The sequence below is a fragment of the Mammaliicoccus lentus genome, from assembly GCF_002902755.1.
GTDB classification, from domain to species: Bacteria; Bacillota; Bacilli; order Staphylococcales; family Staphylococcaceae; genus Mammaliicoccus; species Mammaliicoccus lentus.
Window position 1 is genome coordinate 1 of sequence record NZ_PPRS01000022.1, and the last position, 24,694, is coordinate 24,694.

At 31.2% G+C, this 24,694-nt stretch carries 21 protein-coding genes; 7 read left to right on the forward strand and 14 right to left on the reverse strand.

The window, feature by feature from the left end; all coding sequences use genetic code 11:
• Positions 1-377 precede the first annotated feature (377 nt).
• The 4 genes from CD135_RS07460 to CD135_RS07475 all read right to left on the reverse strand — a co-directional run bounded on the left by CD135_RS07460 (position 378) and on the right by CD135_RS07475 (position 4,310).
• Positions 378-1,103 carry a DUF3169 family protein gene (locus CD135_RS07460; RefSeq protein ID WP_103269140.1) on the reverse strand — a complete coding sequence of 242 codons (726 nt, stop codon included), beginning with the start codon at positions 1,101-1,103 and terminating at the stop codon, positions 378-380.
• Positions 1,100-1,303, reverse strand: coding sequence for a helix-turn-helix transcriptional regulator (locus CD135_RS07465; RefSeq protein WP_016999561.1), 204 nt, complete (start codon positions 1,301-1,303; stop codon positions 1,100-1,102). The genes CD135_RS07460 and CD135_RS07465 overlap by 4 nt, the downstream gene beginning before the upstream one ends.
• 531 nt (positions 1,304-1,834) lie before the next feature.
• Positions 1,835-2,971 carry a glycerate kinase family protein gene (locus tag CD135_RS07470; protein ID WP_103269141.1) on the reverse strand — a complete coding sequence of 379 codons (1,137 nt, stop codon included), beginning with the start codon at positions 2,969-2,971 and terminating at the stop codon, positions 1,835-1,837.
• A gap of 67 nt (positions 2,972-3,038) precedes the next feature.
• The gene (locus CD135_RS07475) at positions 3,039-4,310 is read right to left on the reverse strand and encodes an SLC13 family permease (RefSeq protein WP_103269142.1); all 1,272 of its coding nucleotides are present in this window, start codon (positions 4,308-4,310) and stop codon (positions 3,039-3,041) included.
• Between the two features lie 172 nt (positions 4,311-4,482).
• Here CD135_RS07475 and CD135_RS07480 point away from each other — a divergent pair, with 172 nt between their 5' ends.
• A complete protein-coding gene (locus CD135_RS07480) occupies positions 4,483-5,577 on the forward strand; it encodes a tartrate dehydrogenase (protein ID WP_103269143.1) in 1,095 nt (364 codons plus the stop codon).
• A 114-nt stretch (positions 5,578-5,691) separates the two neighbouring features.
• On the forward strand, positions 5,692-6,399 hold the full coding sequence (locus tag CD135_RS07485) for a GntR family transcriptional regulator (RefSeq protein WP_103269144.1): 708 nt from the start codon (positions 5,692-5,694) through the stop codon (positions 6,397-6,399).
• A gap of 46 nt (positions 6,400-6,445) precedes the next feature.
• On the opposite strand, the gene CD135_RS07490 is transcribed toward CD135_RS07485, so the two are convergent.
• From CD135_RS07490 to mqo, 4 genes are all read right to left on the reverse strand, one after another.
• Positions 6,446-6,856 (reverse strand): VOC family protein, encoded by a 411-nt coding sequence (locus tag CD135_RS07490; RefSeq protein WP_016999566.1) that lies wholly within the window; start codon positions 6,854-6,856, stop codon positions 6,446-6,448.
• 119 nt (positions 6,857-6,975) lie between these two features.
• Complete coding sequence (locus tag CD135_RS07495) at positions 6,976-8,238, reverse strand: Y-family DNA polymerase (protein WP_103269145.1); 1,263 nt, start codon at positions 8,236-8,238, stop codon at positions 6,976-6,978.
• Positions 8,239-8,531: 293 nt separating this feature from the next.
• A complete protein-coding gene (locus CD135_RS07500) occupies positions 8,532-8,936 on the reverse strand; it encodes a sporulation protein (RefSeq protein ID WP_016999568.1) in 405 nt (134 codons plus the stop codon).
• 272 nt (positions 8,937-9,208) lie between these two features.
• Positions 9,209-10,693, reverse strand: coding sequence for a malate dehydrogenase (quinone) (gene mqo / locus CD135_RS07505; RefSeq protein ID WP_016999569.1), 1,485 nt, complete (start codon positions 10,691-10,693; stop codon positions 9,209-9,211).
• 398 nt (positions 10,694-11,091) lie between these two features.
• On the opposite strand from mqo, the gene CD135_RS07510 reads away from it, so the two are divergent.
• A complete protein-coding gene (locus CD135_RS07510; protein ID WP_103269146.1) occupies positions 11,092-12,105 on the forward strand; it encodes a cation diffusion facilitator family transporter in 1,014 nt (337 codons plus the stop codon).
• Positions 12,105-12,290: a 2-hydroxymuconate tautomerase gene (locus CD135_RS07515; protein WP_016999571.1), complete on the forward strand. Its 186-nt coding sequence runs from the start codon at positions 12,105-12,107 to the stop codon at positions 12,288-12,290. The genes CD135_RS07510 and CD135_RS07515 overlap by 1 nt, the downstream gene beginning before the upstream one ends.
• 109 nt (positions 12,291-12,399) lie before the next feature.
• On the opposite strand, the gene CD135_RS07520 is transcribed toward CD135_RS07515, so the two are convergent.
• Entirely contained in the window at positions 12,400-13,377 is a 978-nt protein-coding gene (locus CD135_RS07520; protein ID WP_016999572.1) for an LCP family protein, read from the reverse strand.
• 154 nt (positions 13,378-13,531) lie between these two features.
• On the opposite strand from CD135_RS07520, the gene msrA reads away from it, so the two are divergent.
• A complete protein-coding gene (msrA, locus tag CD135_RS07525; protein ID WP_026023649.1) occupies positions 13,532-14,035 on the forward strand; it encodes a peptide-methionine (S)-S-oxide reductase MsrA in 504 nt (167 codons plus the stop codon).
• A 113-nt stretch (positions 14,036-14,148) separates the two neighbouring features.
• Positions 14,149-14,766, forward strand: a complete 618-nt coding sequence (locus CD135_RS07530; protein ID WP_103269147.1) for a DedA family protein — start codon at positions 14,149-14,151, stop codon at positions 14,764-14,766.
• Between the two features lie 20 nt (positions 14,767-14,786).
• On the opposite strand, the gene mprF is transcribed toward CD135_RS07530, so the two are convergent.
• The 4 genes from mprF to glcT form a co-directional block, all read right to left on the reverse strand.
• The gene (gene mprF, locus CD135_RS07535) at positions 14,787-17,330 is read right to left on the reverse strand and encodes a bifunctional lysylphosphatidylglycerol flippase/synthetase MprF (RefSeq protein ID WP_103269148.1); all 2,544 of its coding nucleotides are present in this window, start codon (positions 17,328-17,330) and stop codon (positions 14,787-14,789) included.
• Positions 17,331-17,505: 175 nt separating this feature from the next.
• A complete protein-coding gene (locus CD135_RS07540) occupies positions 17,506-18,657 on the reverse strand; it encodes an AI-2E family transporter (RefSeq protein ID WP_082892512.1) in 1,152 nt (383 codons plus the stop codon).
• 210 nt (positions 18,658-18,867) lie between these two features.
• Positions 18,868-20,934, reverse strand: a complete 2,067-nt coding sequence (ptsG, locus tag CD135_RS07545; RefSeq protein WP_103269149.1) for a glucose-specific PTS transporter subunit IIBC — start codon at positions 20,932-20,934, stop codon at positions 18,868-18,870.
• Positions 20,935-21,051: 117 nt separating this feature from the next.
• On the reverse strand, positions 21,052-21,888 hold the full coding sequence (glcT, locus tag CD135_RS07550; protein ID WP_064204985.1) for a glucose PTS transporter transcription antiterminator GlcT: 837 nt from the start codon (positions 21,886-21,888) through the stop codon (positions 21,052-21,054).
• 98 nt (positions 21,889-21,986) lie between these two features.
• On the opposite strand from glcT, the gene CD135_RS07555 reads away from it, so the two are divergent.
• Positions 21,987-22,970: a DUF1002 domain-containing protein gene (locus tag CD135_RS07555; RefSeq protein WP_070045235.1), complete on the forward strand. Its 984-nt coding sequence runs from the start codon at positions 21,987-21,989 to the stop codon at positions 22,968-22,970.
• A gap of 140 nt (positions 22,971-23,110) precedes the next feature.
• Here CD135_RS07555 and alsT read toward each other — a convergent pair whose 3' ends face one another.
• A complete protein-coding gene (alsT, locus tag CD135_RS07560) occupies positions 23,111-24,670 on the reverse strand; it encodes a glutamine transporter AlsT (RefSeq protein ID WP_103269150.1) in 1,560 nt (519 codons plus the stop codon).
• Between the last annotated feature and the right edge of the window lie 24 nt (positions 24,671-24,694).

Sequence of the window (24,694 nt, forward strand, 5' to 3'; positions counted from 1 at the left end):
TAGGTCACCTCTACAATATTTTCTTAGTCGATTACATTGTACTAAAGTGAGCTATATTTGGCTCTTTTTTTATTACACAATTATATGGACATATTCTGATGTCGTATAAAATTTAAGGCAAACTAATAAAAATCAAAGCTTTTAATAGTGCTAACGGGCTTGTTTATAATCACTTGCTCATTAGAAAATGTAACGAGCTTGTTTGAAATTTCTTGCACGTTAGCCGTTGATATCATATAAAATTTAAGACAAACTAATAAAAATCAAAGATTTTAATAGCGCTAACGGGCTTGTTTATAATCACTTGCTCGTTAGAAAATGTAACGAGCTTGTTTAAAATTTCTTGCACGTTAGAGTATCTGTCCTCTTCTTATTTACTACAAAGTTTGTGAAACTTGTTTAGTGTAATACATTGTATTAACAAGATACAGCAGAATCATAAGTGTTACTGAGAAAAATTGATTATCATGTGAAGCCAATGAATATATAGATGCTAAAGCGATAATCGCAATGATGATTTGTTGATTCAGTGAATATGTTTTTTGTAATGCTAGCAATGTAATATACTGTTCACCACTATCCATCATATTTATAAGTTTTTCGTTTAACTTTTTATCACCTGGCTTTGGATAATTACGTTCTGGATATAATTTTCTCATGGCAGACATGTGCATATATGTTAATGGTGCTGTTACAAATAGTGTTACTACTACCATTAACGTAGATAAAATACTTACTTCTTCTGCCACATTTATCGTTATATTTAAAATAGATAAAGCAATTGCAGTATTAATACCTAAAATGACTGGAGCTAAAATTAACGTTCGCTCAATCTGAATTTCTATTTCATCTTCATTATCAATATTTGTTTCTGTCTCTCTTAATCTTTGTGCTTTTTTATATACATTAACTAGAGCGATTACTAGAATAATATATATAATAGCCAACACTACACTCGTTATATCTGTTTGCGTTTTTGATAATTTAAATTCAAACAGTTCATAATTATTGCTTAGTACAACCGATGTTAATCCACCTATAATACCGCCTATTATTAAATATAATAACAAGTTACCAAATAACATGATTTTACTCTTTTTCATAGTTCTTCCTCCTCGAATATGAAAACTTCTTCAACGTTTTCTTTCAGTATTCTAGCTATTCTCACAGCAGTCAGTATTGATGGCATAAAATTATTACGTTCTATTAATGAAACAGTTTGTCTAGAAATACCTGCTTTTTTAGCAAGCTCCGTCTGGTTATAACCCTCACGTGCTCTTAATTCTTTTACTCTATTCTTCATTAAACCACCTACCTACGACATCTAATATACATTATTATAGTCATTTTGACAATTATATTAGTCAAAATGACCAATTTTATATACAAAAAGAGGGTAGGACATAAAGATGTCTCACCCTTTCAACTCTTATTGGATTTTCTTACTCATTAATCCAACTAACCATACTCTTATTGGATTTTCTTACTCATTAATCCAACTAACCATACTCTTATTGGATTTTCTTACTCATTAATCCAACTAACTACACTCTTATTGGATTTTCTTACTCATTAATCCAACTAACTACACTCTTATTGGATTTTCTTACTCATTAATCCAACTAACCATACTCTTATTGGATTTTCTTACTCATTAATCCAACTAACCATACTTTTATTGGATTTTCTTACTCATTAATCCAACTAACTATACTCTTATTGGATTTTCTATGACATTAATCCAACTAACCATACTCTTATTGGATTTTCTTCCTCGTTAATCCAACTACAATAAAAAACTATTACTATCCTTATATCTAACATTTTCATTTTATTACTTGCGATAAATCAGTCGGAATATTTGTTCTGACTGTTGTTCTATTAAACTTTGTGCATTTTTAATAGCATATTCTAAACTAACTGGTTTTGAAGTAATACTGAATGCTGCTGTTAAACCTTGATTATGTAATTCTGATAAATCACTTTCTACAGAACCTCCTATTGCAATAACTGGAATATTATAATCAGAGGCTACTTTACAAATACCTGAAATAACTTTTCCTCCTGCTGTTTGACCGTCAATTTTACCTTCTCCTGTAAATATATAGTCAAAGTTTTGCGTTCTTATAAGGTCGTGAAAATTCACAAAATCTATTACAAGTTCGATACCTCTTTCAATATTTGTATTCAAGAAAGCCATTAATCCACCAGCTGTTCCTCCTGCTGCACCAGCACCTTCTATTTCTTTAATAAAAATATTTTTATCTTTTTCAACGACATTAGCAAAATGATTCAAAGCATGATCTAATTCCATTACTTGTTCGTATGTAGCACCTTTTTGCGGTCCAAAAATATGGCTTGCACCTTGTTTGCCGACAAAAACATTCGTTACATCACAAGCAATATCAAAATGTGCATCTTTTAAATTTGTTAATACTTGAGACTCATCTATCGATTCAATATCTTTTAAATGTATGCCTCCATATTTAATTTCTTGTTTGTTTTTATCTAAAAATCGATAACCTAATGCTTGTAATATCCCCACACCTGCATCATTCGTAGCACTTCCACCTAAACATATGATAAAGTGCTTTATTCCTTTTTTAAGAGCATCTTTAATGAGTAATCCTGTACCGTAAGTCGTTGTCACATACGGATTTAATTCATCAGCCGAAAGCAAATCAATACCAGAACTTGTCGCTAATTCAATTATCGCCGTTTGCCCATCACCTGTAATACCATAATCAGCTTTTATTTCTCTATTCAAGGGATCTCTACTATTAATAGTCTTTATTGTGCCATTTGTTGCCTGCACAAGGTTTATCATAGTACCTTCTCCACCATCAGCCATAGGTAGTAATTCAGTTTCTACTGTAGAATCAACTTTATGAATACCCGACTCAATTGCTTTAGCAGCATTTAAAGCATCAATACTTCCTTTGAAAGAATCAGGTGAAATTAAAACTTTCATTTTCGCACCTCATTTATATTCACTTTATATCTTATGATACATAAAATAATTAAAATTGTAACTTTGTTTAATAAAACGGGAAGAAAATTGGCAGTAATATCATTGAAATAATAATAGATAATATGATTAAAGGAATACCTGCGATAGCATAATCTTTAAATTTAAATCCACCGAGACCATACACCATTGTATTTGCTGGCATACCAATTGGTGTTGCAAATGCTAAAGATCCACCAATAACTGTTGCCATTACTACAGCACTTGGATCTGCTCCCATACCATTTGCTATAGATAAACTAATTGGTACTAACAAAGCAGTTGTAGCAGTATTCGACATAAAGTTTGTCATCACTGCAGATAATACTAAAATTACAAATAACAATACATAGGGGGAAGGATTTTTACCAAGTGTATTTATTAATACATTAGCTATTTCTTTACCTGCTCCTGATACATCTATTCCTTTTGCTAAAGCAAGTGATCCAACAAATAGAAGTATTGTATTCATATCTATAGTTTTCATTGCTTTTTTCTCTGTTATAACTCTCGTTGCTACAAGTATTAATGCTCCAATCCATGCTGATATATATAATGGTATACCAATTTGTTTTTCAAATATCATTGCAATAACAGTTAAAATTAATACATCTAATGCTACAATTTGCTTCCATTTAGGTACATTTGAATAGTCAACTTGTTGTGCATATATAGAATCTTCATCCAGATCTGTCTCTTCTCTTTTTGGAAGTAACTTACGACCAATTATTGCGAAATATAAAATACCAATTATTAATATTGGTAATCCTACTTTTGCATATTCAAAAAAGCCAAAGCCTTCCCCTATTTTTTTTAATGACGACTGAGCAATCATATTACCTGGAGCACCAATCAAACTTAAATTTCCTCCCATCGCTGCTGCGAATACTAGAGGTAGTAATAAGGTAGAACGCGAAAATCCAGCTTTAGCTGCAATTCCAATAACAACAGGAATCAACACTGCTGCTGTTCCAGTATTAGATAATACCCCTGACATTAAACCTGTTATTAACATTACTGCTACAATTAATTGCTTTTCTGTTTTGGCGAATTTTGTAACGATGCCTCCTATTTGCTGAGCCATCCCAGTTTCAAAAAATGCTCCCCCTACTATAAACATCGCCATAAATAAAAGTACATTACTATCTACAAATCCTGCAAACGCCTCTTCTGCTGTTAGAACATCTGTTAAAACTAAACCTACTGCAACAATCATAGCAGTAATAGACAAGGGTATTTTCTCCCAAGCAAACATGATAATTGCAAATACTAAAAATATTAGCGTGATTATTGATGCATCCATAAATAAAATCCCCCTTCAAATTTATGTTAGCGTTTTCTTTTTTCTAATCTTACATTAACGTATACATTAAGTCAATTAATTTATTTAATATACGATTAAATTCATTATAACTTGACTTTAATGTATACATTGTTTAATAATAAGTTTATAACAAAGGAAAAGGAGAGATAATATGAATACGAAAAATACATTTAAGATTGCAGTAATACCTGGCGATGGAATTGGTAAAGAAGTTATTAATGAAGGTATTCGTGTTTTAAATCACTTATCAGAACAATCAAACGGTAAATTTTCATTTGAGTATGATTATTTTCCTTGGGGATGTGAATATTATTTAGAACATGAGAAAATGATGGCCGAAGATGGTTTAGAACAAATAAAAAATCATGATGCAATTTATTTTGGAGCAGTGGGTTTTCCTAATGTTCCGGATCATATTAGTTTGTGGGGGCTTCGCATAGCGATTTGTCAAGGCTTTGACCAATGGGCAAACATTCGACCAGTTGAATTTTTACCTGGAGTAAAAAGTAAACTTAATCACCCCAATGTTGAATCATTAAACTGGGTATTAATACGCGAAAATTCGGAAGGAGAATATTCAGGTATTGGTGGAAGAAACTTTACTGGTAGAGGTCCCGGTAATGAAGTAGCAGTACAATCTTCATTATTTACTGAAAAAGGCTGTGAACGTATTATCAGATTTGCTTTTGAAACTGCTAAAAAGAGAAAGCGTAAGAAAGTAACAAGCGTAACTAAAAGTAATGCTCAACAATATGGTATGGTGCTATGGGATGAAGTCTTTGAACGTGCAAGTAAAGAATACCCTGATGTTGAAACTGATCAATGGTTAGTAGATGCTATGGCAGCAAACTTTGTGCTTCACCCCGAAGATTTAGAAGTGGTTGTAGCATCAAACTTATTAGCAGATATTTTATCTGATTTAGGTAGTGCTTTAGCTGGTAGTTTAGGTATTGCAGCTAGTGCTAACTTAAATCCTGACGGAAGATATCCTAGTATGTTTGAATCAGTTCATGGCTCTGCGCCAGATATTGCTGGACAGGGAATTGCAAACCCTATTGGTGCTATTGGAAGTGCGGCATTAATGTTAGATAATTTCGGTCTCAAAGATGAAGCAATGCAATTAAATAACGCTATAAAAAAAGCAACTGATTCTGGCGCACTTACTCAAGATATAGGAGGAGACACTACAACTGAAGAAATGACTAATGCTATCATACAAAATTTAAATTCCAAAATTGTAAAATAATAGATTAGATAAATAACTTCTATTCATATTTGATAAAGCGTCTTTCTGGTATAATATACTTAACTAATATACGAGATAGACGTTTTTTTATTGTTTAATTTTGGAGGAGATTTTATGTCAAACGACGAACTAATTGAATATCAAAAATTGAAAGTCACATTAAATCAAATAGCTGAGCAGATTGAAGAACAACGCTTACCTATTCGTGCTTATCATATTATTCGGATTGCTATAAAACAATTGAAATTAAAACCTGGTCAAACATTATTAGAACGAGAAATTGCTGAAGTTCTAGAGATGAGTCGTACTCCTGTTAGAGAAGCATTAGTTAGATTACAGACTGAAGGTTTACTCACACTCGTTCCTAGAAAAGGATTTATTATCAACCCGATAAAAAAGCAAGATTTAAAAGAGATTTATGAAATTACTGAAAGTTTAGATGGATTAGCAGTAGAATTAGCTACCTCAAAAATAACTCAAGAAAACATTAATCATTTAAAACATCTTGTATCTCTCCAACAAGAAAGTCTTGATCGAAATGATTTATATAATTGGTCTATTCTAGATGACCAATTTCATGCTGATTTAATTAGTTTTGCACAAAATACTAGACTAAGCAGTGTAATTAATATACATTCTGATCAATTATACAGAGCTAGATTATATACAATCAATAACCGCCCTATACCTTACCAATCTATTGTGGAACATCGTGCTATTATAGCTTGTATGGAAGCTAAAGATAAAAATGCGGCTAGATTTGCTATGCAATCACATAGAAATAGAGCTTGGGAAGAGATAGCTGAGACTTTAGAGGAATAACTAAAAAGCACACCGACTTTATAGCCGATGTGCTTTTTTATATTATTTATTCTTGATGGGTATATGAAAAATCCCAACCTATTCCAAATTTATCAATAACTTTAGCATAGGTTTGACCCCAAAACATTTTATCAAGTTCTACTTGTACTTGACCTTCTTTTTTAAATATTTCATAAACTTCTTTAATTTGCTCTTCTTGTTCAAAATCTAAAACAACATATATATTATGGTTCTTATTGAGAGACTCGTCATTATTAGGAACATCTGAAAACATTAATATATGACCATTTACCTCTAATTGTGCATGCAAAATTCTCTTAGGATCTTCTGCTGTTATGCCAGCATCTCCATATGTTTGCGATTCTCTTACACTTCCGTCTAGCGCTTCACTATAAAATGCCAATGCTTCTTCGCAAGTTCCGTTAAAGTAAAGATAAGGTGTAACTTGTTTAATCACATGCACCACTCCCCATATTTGATTATCGGTCAAAATTAAGTATATAAATGTGTGTATAGTTTGTCAAATATTATATTTTTACACACATTTATATTATGTTTATAGATTTATTATATAAATTACTTTTTATGTCCTGCTATGAGTCCTGCTCTTTCTCTTGCTGTAGCTGCTGGTGTATATGACACAGCTCTAGATACAACATTAGGACCGTATTTTCTTTTAAGTTTATCGATTGTCTTCTCAAGTGCTTCATCTCGTTGTCTTTCAAATTCATCAATAAATAAATTAAGTTGTCTTGCTCTTTCTGGCACAAAGTTATTTAAAGTGACGCTTAATGTTCGATATTTTGCTTGTTTATCGCACAATTGTTCTGCAAAGCTCCAAATCACTCTAAATATATCCATCGTTAAATTCGTGCCATCTTTTAAAGTGTATTGTTTATTGACGCCACCTTCTCCACTATATCCCATTGAAAAAGATATGGTCTTAACTAATAAATCTCTTGATCTTAAACGCATCGCAACTTCTTCTACTAATTCTAATAATACAACTTTCGTTTCATGATAGTAGTAATCTCTCATCAGTATTTGGCTCTTACATATCGTCGGATTCATAATACGATGTTTTTCTTTAATTTTGCTTAAATCTATACCATTTGCATGCAAATGTAAATCCGTGCCAATTACACCATACTCTCTCTTTAAATATTGCTGTGGATAGTGCGCTAAATCTCCAATTGTGAAAATACCTTTAGCATTTAATTTCTTCTCAGTTCTATGATTAATCCCCCAAAATTTACTAAGCGGATTTATGGGCCATAACTTTGTCGGTACATCTTGATATCTCCACTCAGCAATGAAATCTTCATTTGTCTTTGACTCCATATCCAATGAAACTTTACTCAATAACATATTAGAGCCTATGCCAATTGCGCACTGAATTTGGGTTTCTTCTTTGATTTCTCTCATTAAACGTTGAGCAAATGCTCTTGGTGTAGAACTAAACTGTTTGTAACTATCCGTAATATCTATAAAAAATTCATCAATACTATATTGATGAAAATCTTCAGGTGCGACGTAACGTAAAGCTATCTTAGTAATTGCTACAGAATATTCTAAATATCGTTTCATACTTGGATTAATAATGTAAATGTCATTTCTATGAGGTATTTCAAACAATCTTGATCCAGTTTTTACACCTAACTCTTTCAAAGGCTCCGTAGCTGCTAACACGATAGAACCTTGTCGTTTAGTATCTGCTATTACTGCTAATTTTGTTGTTAACGGATCCAGCCCTTTCATAATACAAGACACACTCGCAAAGAAGCTTTTCTGATCTATACATAAGATATCTCGGTCCTCACATAAATGATAATCATACATAATGTCACCTTCCCTCAATCGACTGAATATATTTTTATTATATACGAACATATGTTCTATTTCAACGTTAATACGTTTATTTTTGTATAAATAATGTTTTTAATCTACTGAAACGTTATATGTGTTGATGTTCAAAAGAAGGTTTCCCTTATTAATCCCTGTTATTCCAAAATAAAAATAAAACACACCACAAAAGCTAAGGATTACCCTACTTTTGTGGTGTGTTTTTAAGAATTTAAGCATGAACGTTACAATACTAAAATAACAATATTTTTATAAACTAATAGTGAACACTATCTTACTATAATTAATCGTTCTTCGTCATCTGCACCGACAGATTGATCAATATGAACATGTGTTTTTAAGAAGATTTCTTCAGGTTCACCTTTAAAATCAATCTGTTCTAATTTGAATTCAAATTCATATTCTTGTTGTGCACCTTTTTTAATAACGAAAGATTTATTAACTTTGTATTTATGCAATACATTATCAAATTCAGCAAAATCACTATCTTCATCTTTGTTGTTAACTCTTTCAATTAAAGATAACATAATATATTCTACTTTAATGTCACATGAACCACCATAAAAAATCACTTTACCTTTAATTGGTTCTTCTTCATTAAAAGTTAATTTTTCTAGTCTCGTATCAATTTTTAAATTACCGATACCAATAGAAGTTAGTAATTTTTCAAACATAGAGTGAACCCCCCCTTAATCTTCATTAAGAATAGTTTAACGCGATTGGGTTAAAAGTTAAAGAGAATAAAATCAATTTTTATTTTAGAGTTAAAGAAATTTGTAAATTTGTTACATACGCTTAAATATACTGATTATAAATACATGAAAATTATACGCTAATGTGCATGTATTTCGATACTTTCACATTATATTACCAAAAAAGCTCCCTTCAAAGATTTCACTTTTTAGAGTGTGCTTTGAAAGAAGCATATCAAAATTTTATAGTTCTATTATTTATATAATCCTAATGCTTTTGAAGTTGATGTATTAATTTCATCAAATACTTCAGGATTTTCAGACAATTGTACTTCATATGAAGGTATCATTTGTTTAATTCTTTGTTTCCATTCTGGGAATTGTTCTGGGAAACTTTTTTCTAATAACTGCAACATAACATGTACTGCTGTAGAAGCACCTGGAGAAGCACCTAGTAAAGCTGATATTGAACCGTCTTCACTTGTGACAAGCTCAGTACCAAATTGAAGTGTCCCTTTCCCGCCTTCATCTGTGTCTTTAATTACTTGCACACGTTGGCCAGCAATTACAATGTCCCAATCCTCTAATTTTGCAGTTGGAATAAATTCTTTTAACTCTTCTAATCGTTTTTCATCAGATAAAAGTACTTGCTCCACTAAATATTTCGTTAATCCCATTTCTTTTAATCCAGCAGAAAGCATTGTTAAAACATTATTAGGTTTAACAGATTCAATTAAATCTAAATTTGAACCTGTTTTCAAGAACTTAGGTGAAAATCCAGCAAAAGGTCCAAATAATAATGTTCGTTTACCTTCAATGTATCTTGTATCTAAATGTGGTACTGACATTGGTGGCGCGCCGACTTTAGCTTTACCATAAACTTTGGCTTCATGTTTAGCAATAACGTCTTCATTATTACATACCATGAATAAACCACTAACCGGGAAGCCACCTATATTTGTAGATTCTTTAATACCTGTCTTCTGTAACAGCGGTAAACTGCCGCCACCAGCACCAATGAATACAAATTTAGTGTTATGATATTCAGTTTTCTTCGTTTCACTATTATAAATTTTTAACTGCCATGTGTTATCTTGATTTCTTCGAATATTCTGAACAGAATGATTGTAATATAACTCTACACCTTCATCTTTTAAATTACTTAAAAGTGAACGTGTTAAATTACCGAAGTTTACATCTGTACCAGATTCTATTTTAGTTGCTGCAATTTCTTCAGTAGTCGGACGTCCCTCCATCATTAATGGCATCCAATGTTTTAATGTTTCAAAATCATCAGTAAATGTCATACCTGTGAATAAAGGATTATTCGATAAAGCATCACAACGTTTTCTCAAAAATTCTATGTTTTTCTTTCCATAAACAAAACTCATATGTGGAACAGGACGAATAAATGATTTTGGATCAGCTAACTTACCTTGATTTACAAGATAAGTCCAAAATTGTTTTGATAACTGAAACTGTTCATTGATTTGGATTGCTTTATCAATATTAACGGAACCATCCGCCTCTTCTTTAGTGTAATTCAATTCACATAAAGCAGAATGTCCTGTACCTGCGTTGTTCCATTCATTAGAACTCTCTTCAGCTGGTTTAGATAATTTTTCGAATAATTTAATTTCTAAGTTTGGTGATAATTCTTTAAGCATTGTGCCTAAAGTCGCACTCATTATGCCACCACCAATTAATATTACATCTGTTTTCTTATGTATTGAATTCATAATTAACTACAGAGCCCCTTTCAATATTAATTTACTCATCTATATATGCCCATAACAAATATACAGAATTTCAGTTATTAAATTTGTTTACATAATTTTATGTATTAACTCTATTATAAACCTAATATCTATATTAAAAAAGTGTCAACTCATAGATAAGGTGTAATAAGACATTTAATGTATTAAGCTACATTAATATAGTAATCAAATAGTATGACATATTCAAACATTATACATTTATAGTATAACATATTCCCTAGCTAATGGTCTTAAGAAATTTCAAACAACACTTATAGTTTACATAATAAAATTATAAGTATCTAAAATGATTAGCAATATTAAATTATGGGAATTAAGATGTTATCATTATAAAAATTTAATATGCAAAGGAGCTTGTTATGAGCAGATTTTTCAATTTACTTAAAAAAGGTAGCATGTCTTCTTTATCTGCTGCTATCGTTAACTTCATTCTTGGTTTTTTAAAGCTCTTCGCTTTTATTTTTACAGGCAACATCGCTATGTTTGCTGAAATGATGCATTCCTTTGGGGATGCAGCTAATCAATTATTCGTGTTTCTCGGTTCTGCTTTTTCAAAACGCAGTCCTAATGAGAAATTCCCACTTGGATATGGTCGACTTATTAATCTAGTATGTTTAATAGCAGTTATAATTGTTGGGATTCTTTCATACGAAACAGTAAAAGAAGGTTTTCACCATATTATTCATCCTAATGATACTGATGGCCCACTTTTATTTTTCTGGATTAATATCGGCGTACTCGTTATCGGTATTGTTTTAGAAGGTACAGTGTTAAGAAAAGCTGGCAAAGAAATTTTAGAAGAAGCTGGAGAATCTAGCAAAGGTTTATTAACACCTTTCACTAAAAGTTATTTAAATATCAGCAAAGCAAAGCCCGCTACAAAACTTGTATTTATGGAAGATACAGTAGCAGCTGGTGGCGGTATAATCGCTGTATTATCCATTATCATTGCTCGATTAACTGGCTTAGGTATGCTTGAAGGTATTGCTTCAGTCATAATCGGTATCATGATGTTTATTATTGTCGGTATTATATTTGTTGAAAATGCCCAAGGTGTTCTTGGTATCGCTGATCACGAATCAGAAATACATGCTTCACGTATCATTCTAGATGAAAAAGCTGTATCCGATATTAAACGATTAGCTGTCATTAAAGAAGGAGAAGCATTGCATATTGAAGCATTATTAGAGTTAAACAAGAACTTTACGTTAAAAGAGTTGTCAGATATCAGAAAACGGATTATATTAAAGTTGTTAGACTTATCACATGTTGAGGATGTTAATATCGAATTCATTGAAGATGATGGCCAGCAAGACTGGCGCGGTGATACAGGTCCTTCAGCAAATATACAATATAATGAGGAGAGAAAATAATGCCAATCGTAAATGTTAAATTAATTGAAGGTAGATCAGATGAACAGTTAAGAGGTCTAGTTAATGATGTTACCGAAGCAGTACATAAGAATGCTAAAGCTCCAAAAGAAAATATACACGTTATCATTGAAGAAATGAAACCTGAACACTATGGTGTAGCAGGCGTTCGTAAATCAGATTCTTAATTTTTAAATATATTAAAAAAAGGGAGCGAGACTATGAAATCTTTAAAAAATACGATTTCTGTCTCGCTCCCTCTCACTTTGAATACGGATAAAATGCCATACTCATCTACTATTCATCAAGAAATTCTTTTATTGCTTTTTTATTCTGTTCTTTATCAATACTTAAAACAGCACCATTTTCAATATCATTTTCATTTGTATAAGAGCCTTTTACTGGCACTGTTAAAGTCTTAATATCTTTATCGCCTCTAGCTATAAAGCTAGCTCCCGTTTTATAAATTGTTTGATCATCTAAATTTGTATTAACATAACCTCTTGCAATACCTGCAATTTTAGGTGCTTTCAGAACTGAATTTACACTTAATAGTTCTGATTTCAGTCCTGTCATAACTTGTTGTTGTCTTCTTACTCGTCCAAAGTCGCCTTCTTCGTCATTTCTATAACGCGCATAACCTAATAATTCTTTCCCGTTTAAGTTATGTTGACCTTTTTTCAGAGAAACACCAATTTTTTCAGACATGTCCTTTTCAACATTGATTGGAACACCGTCTGGTGCAATTTCATCAACCATTTGCTCGAATCCATCAAAGTCTATGATGGCATAGTACTCTGGATCAAGACCAAGGTTTTTCTTCAATGTTTTACGCAATAATTCTGGTCCACCAAGTGAGTATGCAGTATTGATTTTGTAATTTCTATAACCACCAGGTATTTCAGAATAAATATCTCTCATGACCGAAACGATTTTTAAATCTTTCTTTAAGTAATCATATTGAACAACCATAATTGAATCGGTTCTAGGCTGTGAGTTATCAACTTTACGATCTTCCCCTAACACAAGCACATTAACCTTACCATCATTTCTGGTAGAACTATGGAACTTATGTAATTGATGGTCCTTACCATTCTCAGTTGAAACTTTCAAGCCAGACTTATATGAAGCAGTTATATAGAATACTAACCCGATTAATAGCAAAATGATACCTAAAAGAATAAAAGGCCCTTTTTTAATTCTACGCTTTTTCGTTCTTCGTGGTATATCTGTTTGACGATTGTCATCTGTTTCTGATTGATTTTGCGAAGTCATTGTTACCAACCTTTTATCTTCAAAATTGATATTAATTATATTATAATTAATATCATACACTAAGTTAACCAATTTATGGTTTAAAAATCAAGAAAAAATTGTGAAACAATCGGAAAATAAGACTTGAGACTGAATAAAGGATGGTAAAATTATAATGAATATGAATAAAGCGTATTTCGCAGGTGGATGCTTTTGGTGCATGGTTAAACCATTCGATGAGTATGAAGGTATTGATAAAGTCACTTCAGGTTACATGGGTGGAACAACAGAAAATCCAACTTATGAAGAAGTAAAGACAGGAGAAACAGGGCATCTCGAAGTTGTTGAAATCCAATACGATGTTGCATTATTCTCATACAATAGATTATTAGAAATATTTTTTGCAATTATAGATCCTACTGATGCTCATGGGCAATTTCAAGATCGTGGCTCCCAATATCAAACAGCTATCTTTTATACAAATGATGACCAAAAGAAATTAGCTGAAGAATATATCGCACAGTTAAACGATAAATTACCTGAAAATCAAACAGTTGTAACAAAATTATTACCATATCAAACATTTTATGAAGCAGAAGATCATCACCAAGATTTTTATAAGAAAAATCCTGAAAGATATAAAGAAGAGCAATTAGAAAGAAGTCGTTTTAAAAAATAAATATACCTTTAGTTAAATAGCAGTAAAGTATGTACAATAGTATACTGTACTGTTATTTTTCTGTTTAAAGTTAATTATATTTTTGACATGAATCATTACATAAGGAGTTAATTATGGAACAATGGATTACTGATTTTATGACCCAATATGGATACGTAGGTATCTTTATACTCGTGTTTTTAGAATATATTATACATCCCTTCCCTTCTGAAATTGTATTAACATTTGCAGGATTTATGACAACACAATCTAATTTAAGTATTGTCGTCGTATGTATATTAGCAGTTGTTGGAGCGGTGCTTGGTGCGTTAGTATTATATGGCATCGGTACTTGGATTGGCGAAGAACGTATATATCGTTTAATACATAAGCATGGTAAGTATATAGGAATTAAAACTAAAGATTTAGATAAAACAATTACTTGGCTAAATAAGTACGGAAATTGGGCTATATTTATCGGAAGATTTATTCCTATAGTAAGAACTTTGATATCTTTACCTGCAGGAATCACAAAAATGAATATACCTTTATTCATTGTATTAACAGCAATCGGTACCGGTATGTGGAATATACTACTGATTGTATTAGGCATGACATTAGGAAGTCATTGGCATAAAATAATTGAATTCGCAGGTATATATTCTAAATTATTTATCATCATTATTGCGATTATTGTATTATATGTTCTATATCGTTGGTTTAAACGTATAAAAGAAACACGTGCAGATTAAAAAATAACGATAACACCTCGCTATTTGGTGTTATCGTTATTTTTTATTTTATAATTTATCGTTAAACTCACTCTTATTAAATTCCATAATAATGAACTATACTTTTTATAGACTAGAAATCTTGGTTCCCAATCTGGGTGGTATTTTTGTTTGTAATTTCTTAAACCTTGGAAGCTATATATACCGTTCATATTTTCAAAAACTTTAGCAGCAAATTTCTCTCTTAAGTATGCATATTTGTTATAACCTAAATTTGATAATGTAGCCATACCCATATTAAATTGTTTATAGCCTTGTTCTTTAGCCCAAAGCAACATGTGAATATATAGTGCATCCATCACTGCTATATCAATATCTTTATTCCATCTAATTAAATCAATCGATATCGACTGATTATAATTTGTATACATTAATGAACAAAATCCTACGATACCATATGCTTCATGACGTATAACAGCAATTGGAGCTTTATTTAAATAATTTAAATTAAAAGCGCCTACTGAAAAGTTCATTTCTTTTTTACCATTTAACCAATTATCACTTATAGTTTTCATCATTTGAATATCTTCTTCACTATATGGCGCCTCTAAAATTTCAAAACGATAACCTTCAGTTTCAAGTTTATTATATGTTGCGCGCATACCTCTTTTCTTTTTTCCAGATAAGGTAAATGTATCTAGGTTAATGAGTGCTTCTTCACCAAGTTTAAAGAATACATTTCCATATTCATGGTATAAAGAAAGTAATTTAGTTTGTACTTGATAAAAAATGATGTCTCTACCTAAAAAATACATTTGATCATAAAATTTAGTTAACACTTCAGAAAATTTATCTTCATTTCCGATAGGATCACCTAATACAATGACGGCATTCATTGTTTGACGATACATAATAAATACATCTTCATCTTCGTTTACAAAAAATTGTTTATCGCCTGTAAATGCTAGATGACTCACGTAAGAACCTTCATATTTTTGAATGATATTTTCAATCGTTTCAAAATTAAAATCTTTAGTTAAATTTCTTTGATTATTTTTAGAAAGTATAAATGTTATGACTGTTCCTAGAAGTAATAATAATACGAGTACAACTATAAACAGACTAAATACGGCATATTTATCAAATTTTGTAACTTCATGTGGATATAAATTTAAATAATTCACTGTGATTATTCTGTTGAAAATAAACATGACAAGAATGAGTAAGCCACTTAGCAAAATTTTTATAGGTGTAACGATTTTTTTAACGACATTTGCATTCTTATAACCTATAAATAACAATATTAATAATATTGCTAACCATAAAAATGCAATAATTGTACCGTTCGTTAAAATCGACACGAACATTAATACTAGCGTTGATATAATACTCATTAATGTGGATCGCATTGTCCCGGACATTACACCTTTAGAACAAATAAGTAAAAGCAGTGTCGCAGCGGTATGTAAAGCTAGTAAAATAGAATAAAACGTATAATGATGAGAATAAATAGCATCATATAAAATAAATACATGATTAAAATATAAAACAAACCCAGTTATTCCGACTAATAATCCTAATGCGATAGAAGGAATTTTCGTCAATAAATCTCTCTGAATAGCTTTAATAAATGAAGTTGTATCCATTGCAGGCGTATAGAATTTGCTTTCTTCGATATACTTTCTAATAATACTCCCAAACTCGAATGTAGACAGTCCAAGAGCAATAATAAATGGAAAGAAATAATAAACAATTCTATACAGTAATAAAGCCAATAGAACTTGTTCTTCTGGTACGCCTAACGATTTAATGCCTAATAATATTACTAAATCAAAAGCACCAAATCCACCTGGAATCATACTCATTAGTCCTGATAAAGCTGCAATAACGAATATACCTACTAAATGTGAATAATCTACATGAACATTTAGAGCCTGTAAAATAACATATAGTAAAAAGCTCGCCGCTAACCATTCGAAAGCTGAAACTATTGTGAACTTAACACCTAATAATCTATCAGTGGAAGGCTTTAAAATTGAAAAAATTATAAATATCGGTAAAAAAGCACTGCCGATGTATAAAACAATTTTAGCCCATGAAATATTATCTAATAATGCATCGACTTTAAATAAATGCAGAACAATTAATAAACATAATAAACTCAGCCCACTTAACATAGAAAGTAATAATAAAGACACACTCTTGATGAGCACCTTTCTATCTTGGACTTCATTTCTATATGAATAAATTCTAATTCCAGCACCTATTAATCCGCCAAATCCTAAAATGCTATTAAAAGTATTAATGATGAAACTAATTGATAAAATTTTATGTAGCGGTAGTTTAATTTTTAATGATTGCTTTAACATCACGTCATATAAAGATAATATTAGGACAGATAGTACACCTAAAATAACAATACCGACAAATATAAATGTATCCATTTCTCTAAATAACACAAATGTCTTTTTAAAGTTAATTTTAGATATTTCATTATGTAGAATATAAATGACAACTATAAACACTAGACATATAAATGGAATTTTTAAAAACGAAATAATGCTCTTACTATTTAATAATTTCATATTTCGACCTCTTAATCATTTCTTCTACCAAATAATACCATAAATTTCAATAAATTTGTATTTATATATAGATTGAAAGCTATTACATATAAAAAAGCAGTGAAGAATTCTATTGTATTAGAATTCTTCACTGCTAGTCTTATTTATTCTTAATTAGATTTATGGTAGAAGATCATTAATTTTCTTTTATTACCTTATTATCTTCTATTTCATATGGCCCTGAATCATCTTTATAATATTTATTATATCTGCGTTTAAATAAAGTAAATACGTGTGTTACAGCTACTTTAATAATAGCATATGCTGGGATTCCCAGAATAACACCTATTATGCCAGCTAAATTACCTGCACATAACAATACAAATATAATTGTAAGTGGATGAATTTTCATCGTTTTACCCATAATATTTGGCGAAATGAAATGCCCTTCTAAAAATTGTACTGCTGCCCAAACGATTGCAAGTTTAAGTAGCATAAATGGTGAATCAATCGCTGCCAATACGATTGCTGGTGAAATAGCTATCATAGGCCCTAGATAAGGCACTACACTTGTCACAGCAGCAATACTTGCTAATGTTAATGCGTAATCAAGTCCAATGATTGAATAGCCAATAAATAGTAATACACCAATACAGAATGCTACAATCATTTGTCCTTGAATATATGAACCAACTTGAAGGTTCATTTTATCAATTAAATCATGTGTATCTCTTCTAAATTTAGGAGGCATTAAACTAATGAAATAGTTTCTAAATTTTTCTCCATCTTTCAATAAGAAAAATAACACAAATGGGAATGTCGCTATAATAACAACAACATGCGTAATAGTAGAAACAAATGATTGGAATTTGTCTCCGAAACTACCTACTGAATTTGATATTTTTTTAGGAATATCACTAAAGTTTTGTTGTAACCAATTTTGAGCTTGAGTGTAATAATCCGCTATAAACGAATTTTTGGATAACTGTTTAATTTTATCGCTAAACTCATCTATATAAGTAGGTAAGTTTTTTGAAAAACTTTCTATTTGATGCTGTACGACTGGAATCAATAAAGTAACTATAAACGTAATACCAGCAATGATAATAAGTAGTAAAATAAGGATTCCCCATAATCGTGAAATATTCATTCTTTCCATAAAGTTTACTATTGGGTTAAATAAATAAAATGCTATAAACGCAACAATAATTGGGCCAATTAAAGTTGTCGTTACTGTGATTAATGGTTCGAAGATAAATGAAACTTTTTGGAATATAAATACCGTTAAACCAATGAGTATAAGCAGACCTAAAATAAAATAAATATCTCGGCCTCCAAAAAATCTCATAAATCTTGTTTCTTTACCGTTCGAACCTCGACTTCGTGATTCTTTTTCCAAGAATAGCCCTCCTTGTATTAATTTATAGTCTATTATACCCTAATCGACGAAGTTTAACAGTAAAATTTTACATCAATTGTTTACATAATAATTTTATGATTTATCATAAAAAAATAAAAAAGAGAAGAATCTATTTGAAGATTCTTCTCTTTATATATTCTATTTAACAATAAAGATTTTATCGCCTTGTTCTACTTTTCCTTTAACTAATGTTTCTAACTTAGAATCATTAAGGTTTGTTACAACAATCGGTGTTACTGTGCTATCTGCATGTTTTTTAATATAATCTAAATCAACTTTCATTAGAGGTTGGCCTTTAATAATATCAGTATTAGCTTCTGCTAATATTTCAAATCCTTGACCTTCTAACTGAACAGTTTCTAGACCAAAATGAATTAACAGCTCAATACCTTCTTTTGATTCTAGTCCAATAGCGTGTTTAGTAGGGAATGTCATTTTTAGTTTACCGTCAAATGGTGCTACAACTTCACCTGTTTCTGGAATAATTGCTATGCCATCACCCATCATTTTCTCGGAAAACACTTTATCTGGCACTTCACTAATATCTATGATTTCACCTTTAATAGGAGAATAAATTGTTGCACCGCCTTCAGCTAAAATAGCTAAACTTTCTTTATCTCCTTCTTCCGTAACTGTCGTTTCACTAGGTTTCGTAATTTCGCCTGAAATAATACGTCCCATATCATGTTTTATTTGATCAGATTTAGGCCCAAATATCGCTTGAATATTATTACCTACTTCAAGTACACCTGAAGCACCTAAACTTCTAAGTTCTGATTTATCAACTTTCGTTTTATCTAAAACTTCTACACGTAATCTTGTAATACAAGCATCTAAATGTTTGATGTTATTTTGACCACCCATTGCTTCTAACACATCAAATGGTAATTCTGATACTGAACTTTTACGTGATTCTGTTTCTTTATCTTCTCTTCCGGGTGTTTTCAAATTGAATTTCTTAATTGCGAACGTAAATAAGAAATAATAAACTAATGCATAAATGATACCTACTGGAATAACCAATATTGCGTTGGTGCGATCCCAGTTTAATAAACCATATAATACGTAATCAATAAATCCACCAGAGAACGTCATACCTATTTGAATATGTAATAAATGCATCACTAAAAATGAAGTACCTGCTAATATAACATGTATTCCATATAAAACTGGTGCAACGAATAGGAATGAGAATTCTAATGGCTCTGTAATACCCGTTAAGAATGAAGTAAGCCCTGCAGACAACATTAATCCACCGACAACTTTTTTGCGTTCTGGACGAGCTTGACGATATATTGCATATGCAGCCGCTGGTAAACCAAACATCATAAATGGATATTTACCAGTAGTAAATGCCCCAGCTGTAAATGGTACTTTATCTTTAACTTGTGCCATAAATATACTTTGATCTCCACGAACTAATTCTCCAGCTTTATTTACATAACTTCCGAATTCAAACCAAAACGGCGAATAAAAAATATGATGTAGTCCAAATGGAATTAAAGATCTCTCAATAATTCCAAATATAAATGTCGTTAAAGCTAAATTTTTACCTAATAAAAATGTAGATAAGTTATTTAAAGCTTCTTGTATCGGTGGCCAAGCAAATGACAAAACAATACCTGTAACGATGGCTACTACAGATGTAATAATTGGAACAAATCGTTTACCTGCGAAAAACCCTAAAAATGGTGGTAAATTTATGTTGAAATATTTGTTATAGCACCAGGCTGCTAAAGCTCCCATTATAATACCACCAAATACCCCTGTTTGTAGTGTTGGTATACCTAGAACTAATGCATGTGATGGCTCTCTAGCAGCTTGGCTAAGTGTTTCAGCCCCTTTACTATAAGAGTATATGTTATCTATTGTAATGCCTTTTATAACACCCATTGTAGTATTCATAATAAGATAACCTACTAACGCTGCTAAACCTGCTACGCCATCTCCTCCAGCTAAACCTAAAGCAGTACCAATAGCAAAGAGTAAAGGTAAATTATCAAATATAATTTGACCTGAAGACTCCATAACAGATGCAATCATTACAATAATATCTGTTTTTAACCAAGGTGCAATTTCAATAAATTGAGCGTTTTTCATTGCGTTACCAAACGCAAGTAAAATTCCCGCTGCTGGTAATATTGCAACTGGTAACATTAAAGCTTTCCCAATACGTTGTAATTGACCAAAAAATTTCTTAAACATTGTAAAACCCTCCCATTGTTTAACTCAATAAATTACAGCACAAAAAAGGCATGAGCAAGAAACCTACCATAAGGTAATGTTTATTTGCTCATGCCTGACGAAACAGTAACACGCAATTTATAAGTTATTATTAAAGCGTTGGATGTGCATTGTTAAATATGCTAATTCAGATTCATAAACTGGCCTCTTTAACTGTGTTTGCATCATCTTCACTATCTTTACAGCAATATTATAGCACAGTGGATATTGCGCTTTCAATAACAATTCAATATCAGTTGCATCCGGAATTCTTTCATCTGCTAAGACTCTTTGAATCGCAAAATGTAAGTGTCTTACAAAACGACTATAATTAATACTATTCTTATCTATATTAACTTCAAGGCCCTCTTCTATTATAATAATTGACTTCTGTATAATTTGTTTTATATTATTTATGTCGTTAAGTGAATGATTTTCTTCAGCTGAATGGATATGTAATGCTATAAATCCAGCTTCTGACTCAATAAACTGTAAATCTAACTTTTCATTTAAAGCTTTAACAGCGTTTTCAGCAATTTGATATTCCCTTGGATAAAGCACTTCTGTCTCTTTTAAAAATGGATTATGAACATGAATGCCTTCTTCTATTCGCTTTATTGCAAATACAATATGATCAGTTAATGAAATGAGCGTTTTTTCACTTACACTACCGCCCAACTGTTTATCAATTCCATTTACTACTTCTAATATTGTATTAAATACGTGTTCACTCGTTCCGTTTAATAACTGTGTATATCTATCTTTATCTCTCTCAGATTCTAATAAGTAAACTTTCTCTATTAAATCTGTATCAATTTCTTCACCTTGTTTTTTACCAAAACTAATCCCCTTGCCTATTAAAATTACTTCTTTTTGATAATAGTTAGCAACTAACACATTATTATTGAGTGTTTTTTCGATAATATATTTTCCCATATAAAAACCTCATTCTGAAGACCTATTACATATTATACAATTGATGCTAATATAATGATAGATATAATATATCAATAAATTTATAGGACGTGAGTCATGTGAGAAACTTAAAAACATACATTATTTCTATACTATCCGTTTTAGTTATTGCTACTATTTTTTATCCGAAGCAACAAGCTCAAGCAGTAACTGAAGAAGCTTGGGATAACGCAGTTACTGTTTATGGAGCAGCTTTAGAGAATAACCCTTCATCTAAAGAAACAACTTCAAATCTTTTAGGTACAAAAAACAGTGATAAAACAACATATGTTAATGCTGAAGATTTAAATAAATACTTGAATATGCAGTCATCAAACGATGTACTCAAATCTAGCATTCGTATAACGAAAACTTCTAAAGGTAGTGGCTTGAATTTAACAATCAACCAAGATCAAGGTCAAATCACTAAAGTTACAGAAGATACTTACAAAAATGCTCTAATGACAGCTGGTATTAAAGATGCTGACGTTACAATCGCGTCAAGTGAAGATGTTACAGGAGAAAGTGCACTTGCAGGGGTTTATAAAGCCTTCGAAGCACAAGGTGAATCTATAGATTCAAACAGAACACAAGTAGCACAAGAAGAGCTATCTACAATAAACGAGATATCTGAAGAGAATAAAGGTCAAGAAGGATTCTCTCAATCACAACTTAACAAGACAGTGGCAGAATCTAAACAAGCAGTTGCTGAAAAATCCGGGAATGTTTCAGTAACTGAAATTACAAATATCGTAAATCAAAAAATTGAAGATAACGGATTAACAAACATCATTAATGAAAATCAAGTTAACAAAATTGTTAATGTAATCGATAGTGCTCAAAAAGACGGTATTTTCGATGGAGAAAATGCTAAAGACTTTATTAAGAACTCTAAAGATTATGTTAATGACATAGTTAAGTCAGATGATTTCAAAAATGCTAAGAAAAAAGCAGAAGACTTAGGAAATAACATTAAAGATAAATTACAAGACGAAGGACTATGGGATAAAATCGTCAACGCAATTAAAGATATCTTTAATTCAATCGCTAATTTATTTAAATAATTTTAGTGAATATACAAAATAATGAGGCTGGGACATAAATACATGTCTCAGCCTCATTTTTACATTCAAAACATAAAAAAGACTGCCGATTTTCTCGGCAGTCCTAAGTAACATTTTCATTCATTTTTTATAAATGATAATTATTGATCTTTCTTATCATCATTTAAAGTTTCATCTTTATTTTCTGAAACATTTTCTTCTTCTGAATCTACAGTTGGCTTATTTTTCTTTTTCACTGCTGTATCTTCATTTCTACTATATGGGTTATTGCCCCAAGCTTCAATATTACTGAAGTTTGCTTTTAAGTTTTCTATTTTAAATACTGGATTTAATTTACGTTTTCTTTGGTCTCGATAGTCTTTCGCTACTTCAAACACGACTGTAGCTAGACCGAATAATGCTACGATATTAATAACCGCCATTAATCCCATAAATAAATCTGCAGTATCCCAAACAGTTTGTACTTGTACAACTGAACCAACGAATACCATTCCAACAACTAATAATCTAAAAATAAACATTATAAATTTATTTTTCGTTAAATATTCAATATTAGCTTGTCCATAGTAATAGTTACCAATAATAGATGAGAATGCAAACATAAATACTGCAATAGTTAAGAATATACCACCAAACTCACCTACATGTGTTGTTAAAGCTTGTTGTGTAACTGCTACACCTTGTTCTGCATCTGCTCCAAATTGTAAGTCAGTATATAGCAGTAACATAATTGCAGTAGCTGAACAAATAATTAATGTATCAAAAAATACACCTAATGATTGAATTAAACCTTGTTTTACTGGGTGACTTACGGCTGCAGTTGCTGCGGCGTTTGCTGCAGAACCCATACCAGCTTCGTTTGAGAATAACCCACGTTTAATACCTTGCATTAATGCAAAACCAATTGCACCACCAAATGCTGGGTGTAATCCAAAAGCACTTTTTACGATGTTTTGTAACATTGGAATAATTTGATCAACATTCATCGCTAAGATGTAGCCTACTAATATAATGTAACCGACTGCCATAATTGGAACGATGAAAGAAGATACTGTTGCAATACTTCTAACACCACCAAAAATAACAATCCCAGTTATAATAGCTAAAATAACACCTGTTATAATATTAGAAAATTCATATTGCTCATTTAAAGATGCAGCAATTGTATTAGATTGCACAGTATTAAATACAAATGCAAAAGTAACTGTAATTAATACTGCAAAGATAACACCTAGCCATTTTTGACCAAGTCCACGTTCTATGTAGTATGCTGGGCCGCCTCTAAAACCGCCCTCTTCATCTTTTACTTTATATACTTGAGCTAAAGTAGCTTCAAAGAATGCGCTGGCTGCACCGATAAATGCAATAACCCACATCCAGAATACAGCACCAGGTCCACCAAGAACGATAGCTGTAGCTACACCGGCAATATTACCAGTACCTACGCGTGAAGCCGCACTAATTGCAAATGCTTGGAAAGATGATATACCTTTTTTCCCATCTTCAAGTGTTTCTGGCTTTTCAAAAATAATTCTAAACATTTCTGGCAGCCATCTAAGTTGTACAACTCTAGAACTAATTGTGAAGAATACTCCTGCCAGTAAAAGTAAGAAAATTAAGTTTTGCGTCCAAATTAAATCATTACCCCATTGAACAAAGTCATGAAACCATCTTGGGATATAACTATCAAAGTCTTTCAAACAAATCCCTCAATTCTAAATAAA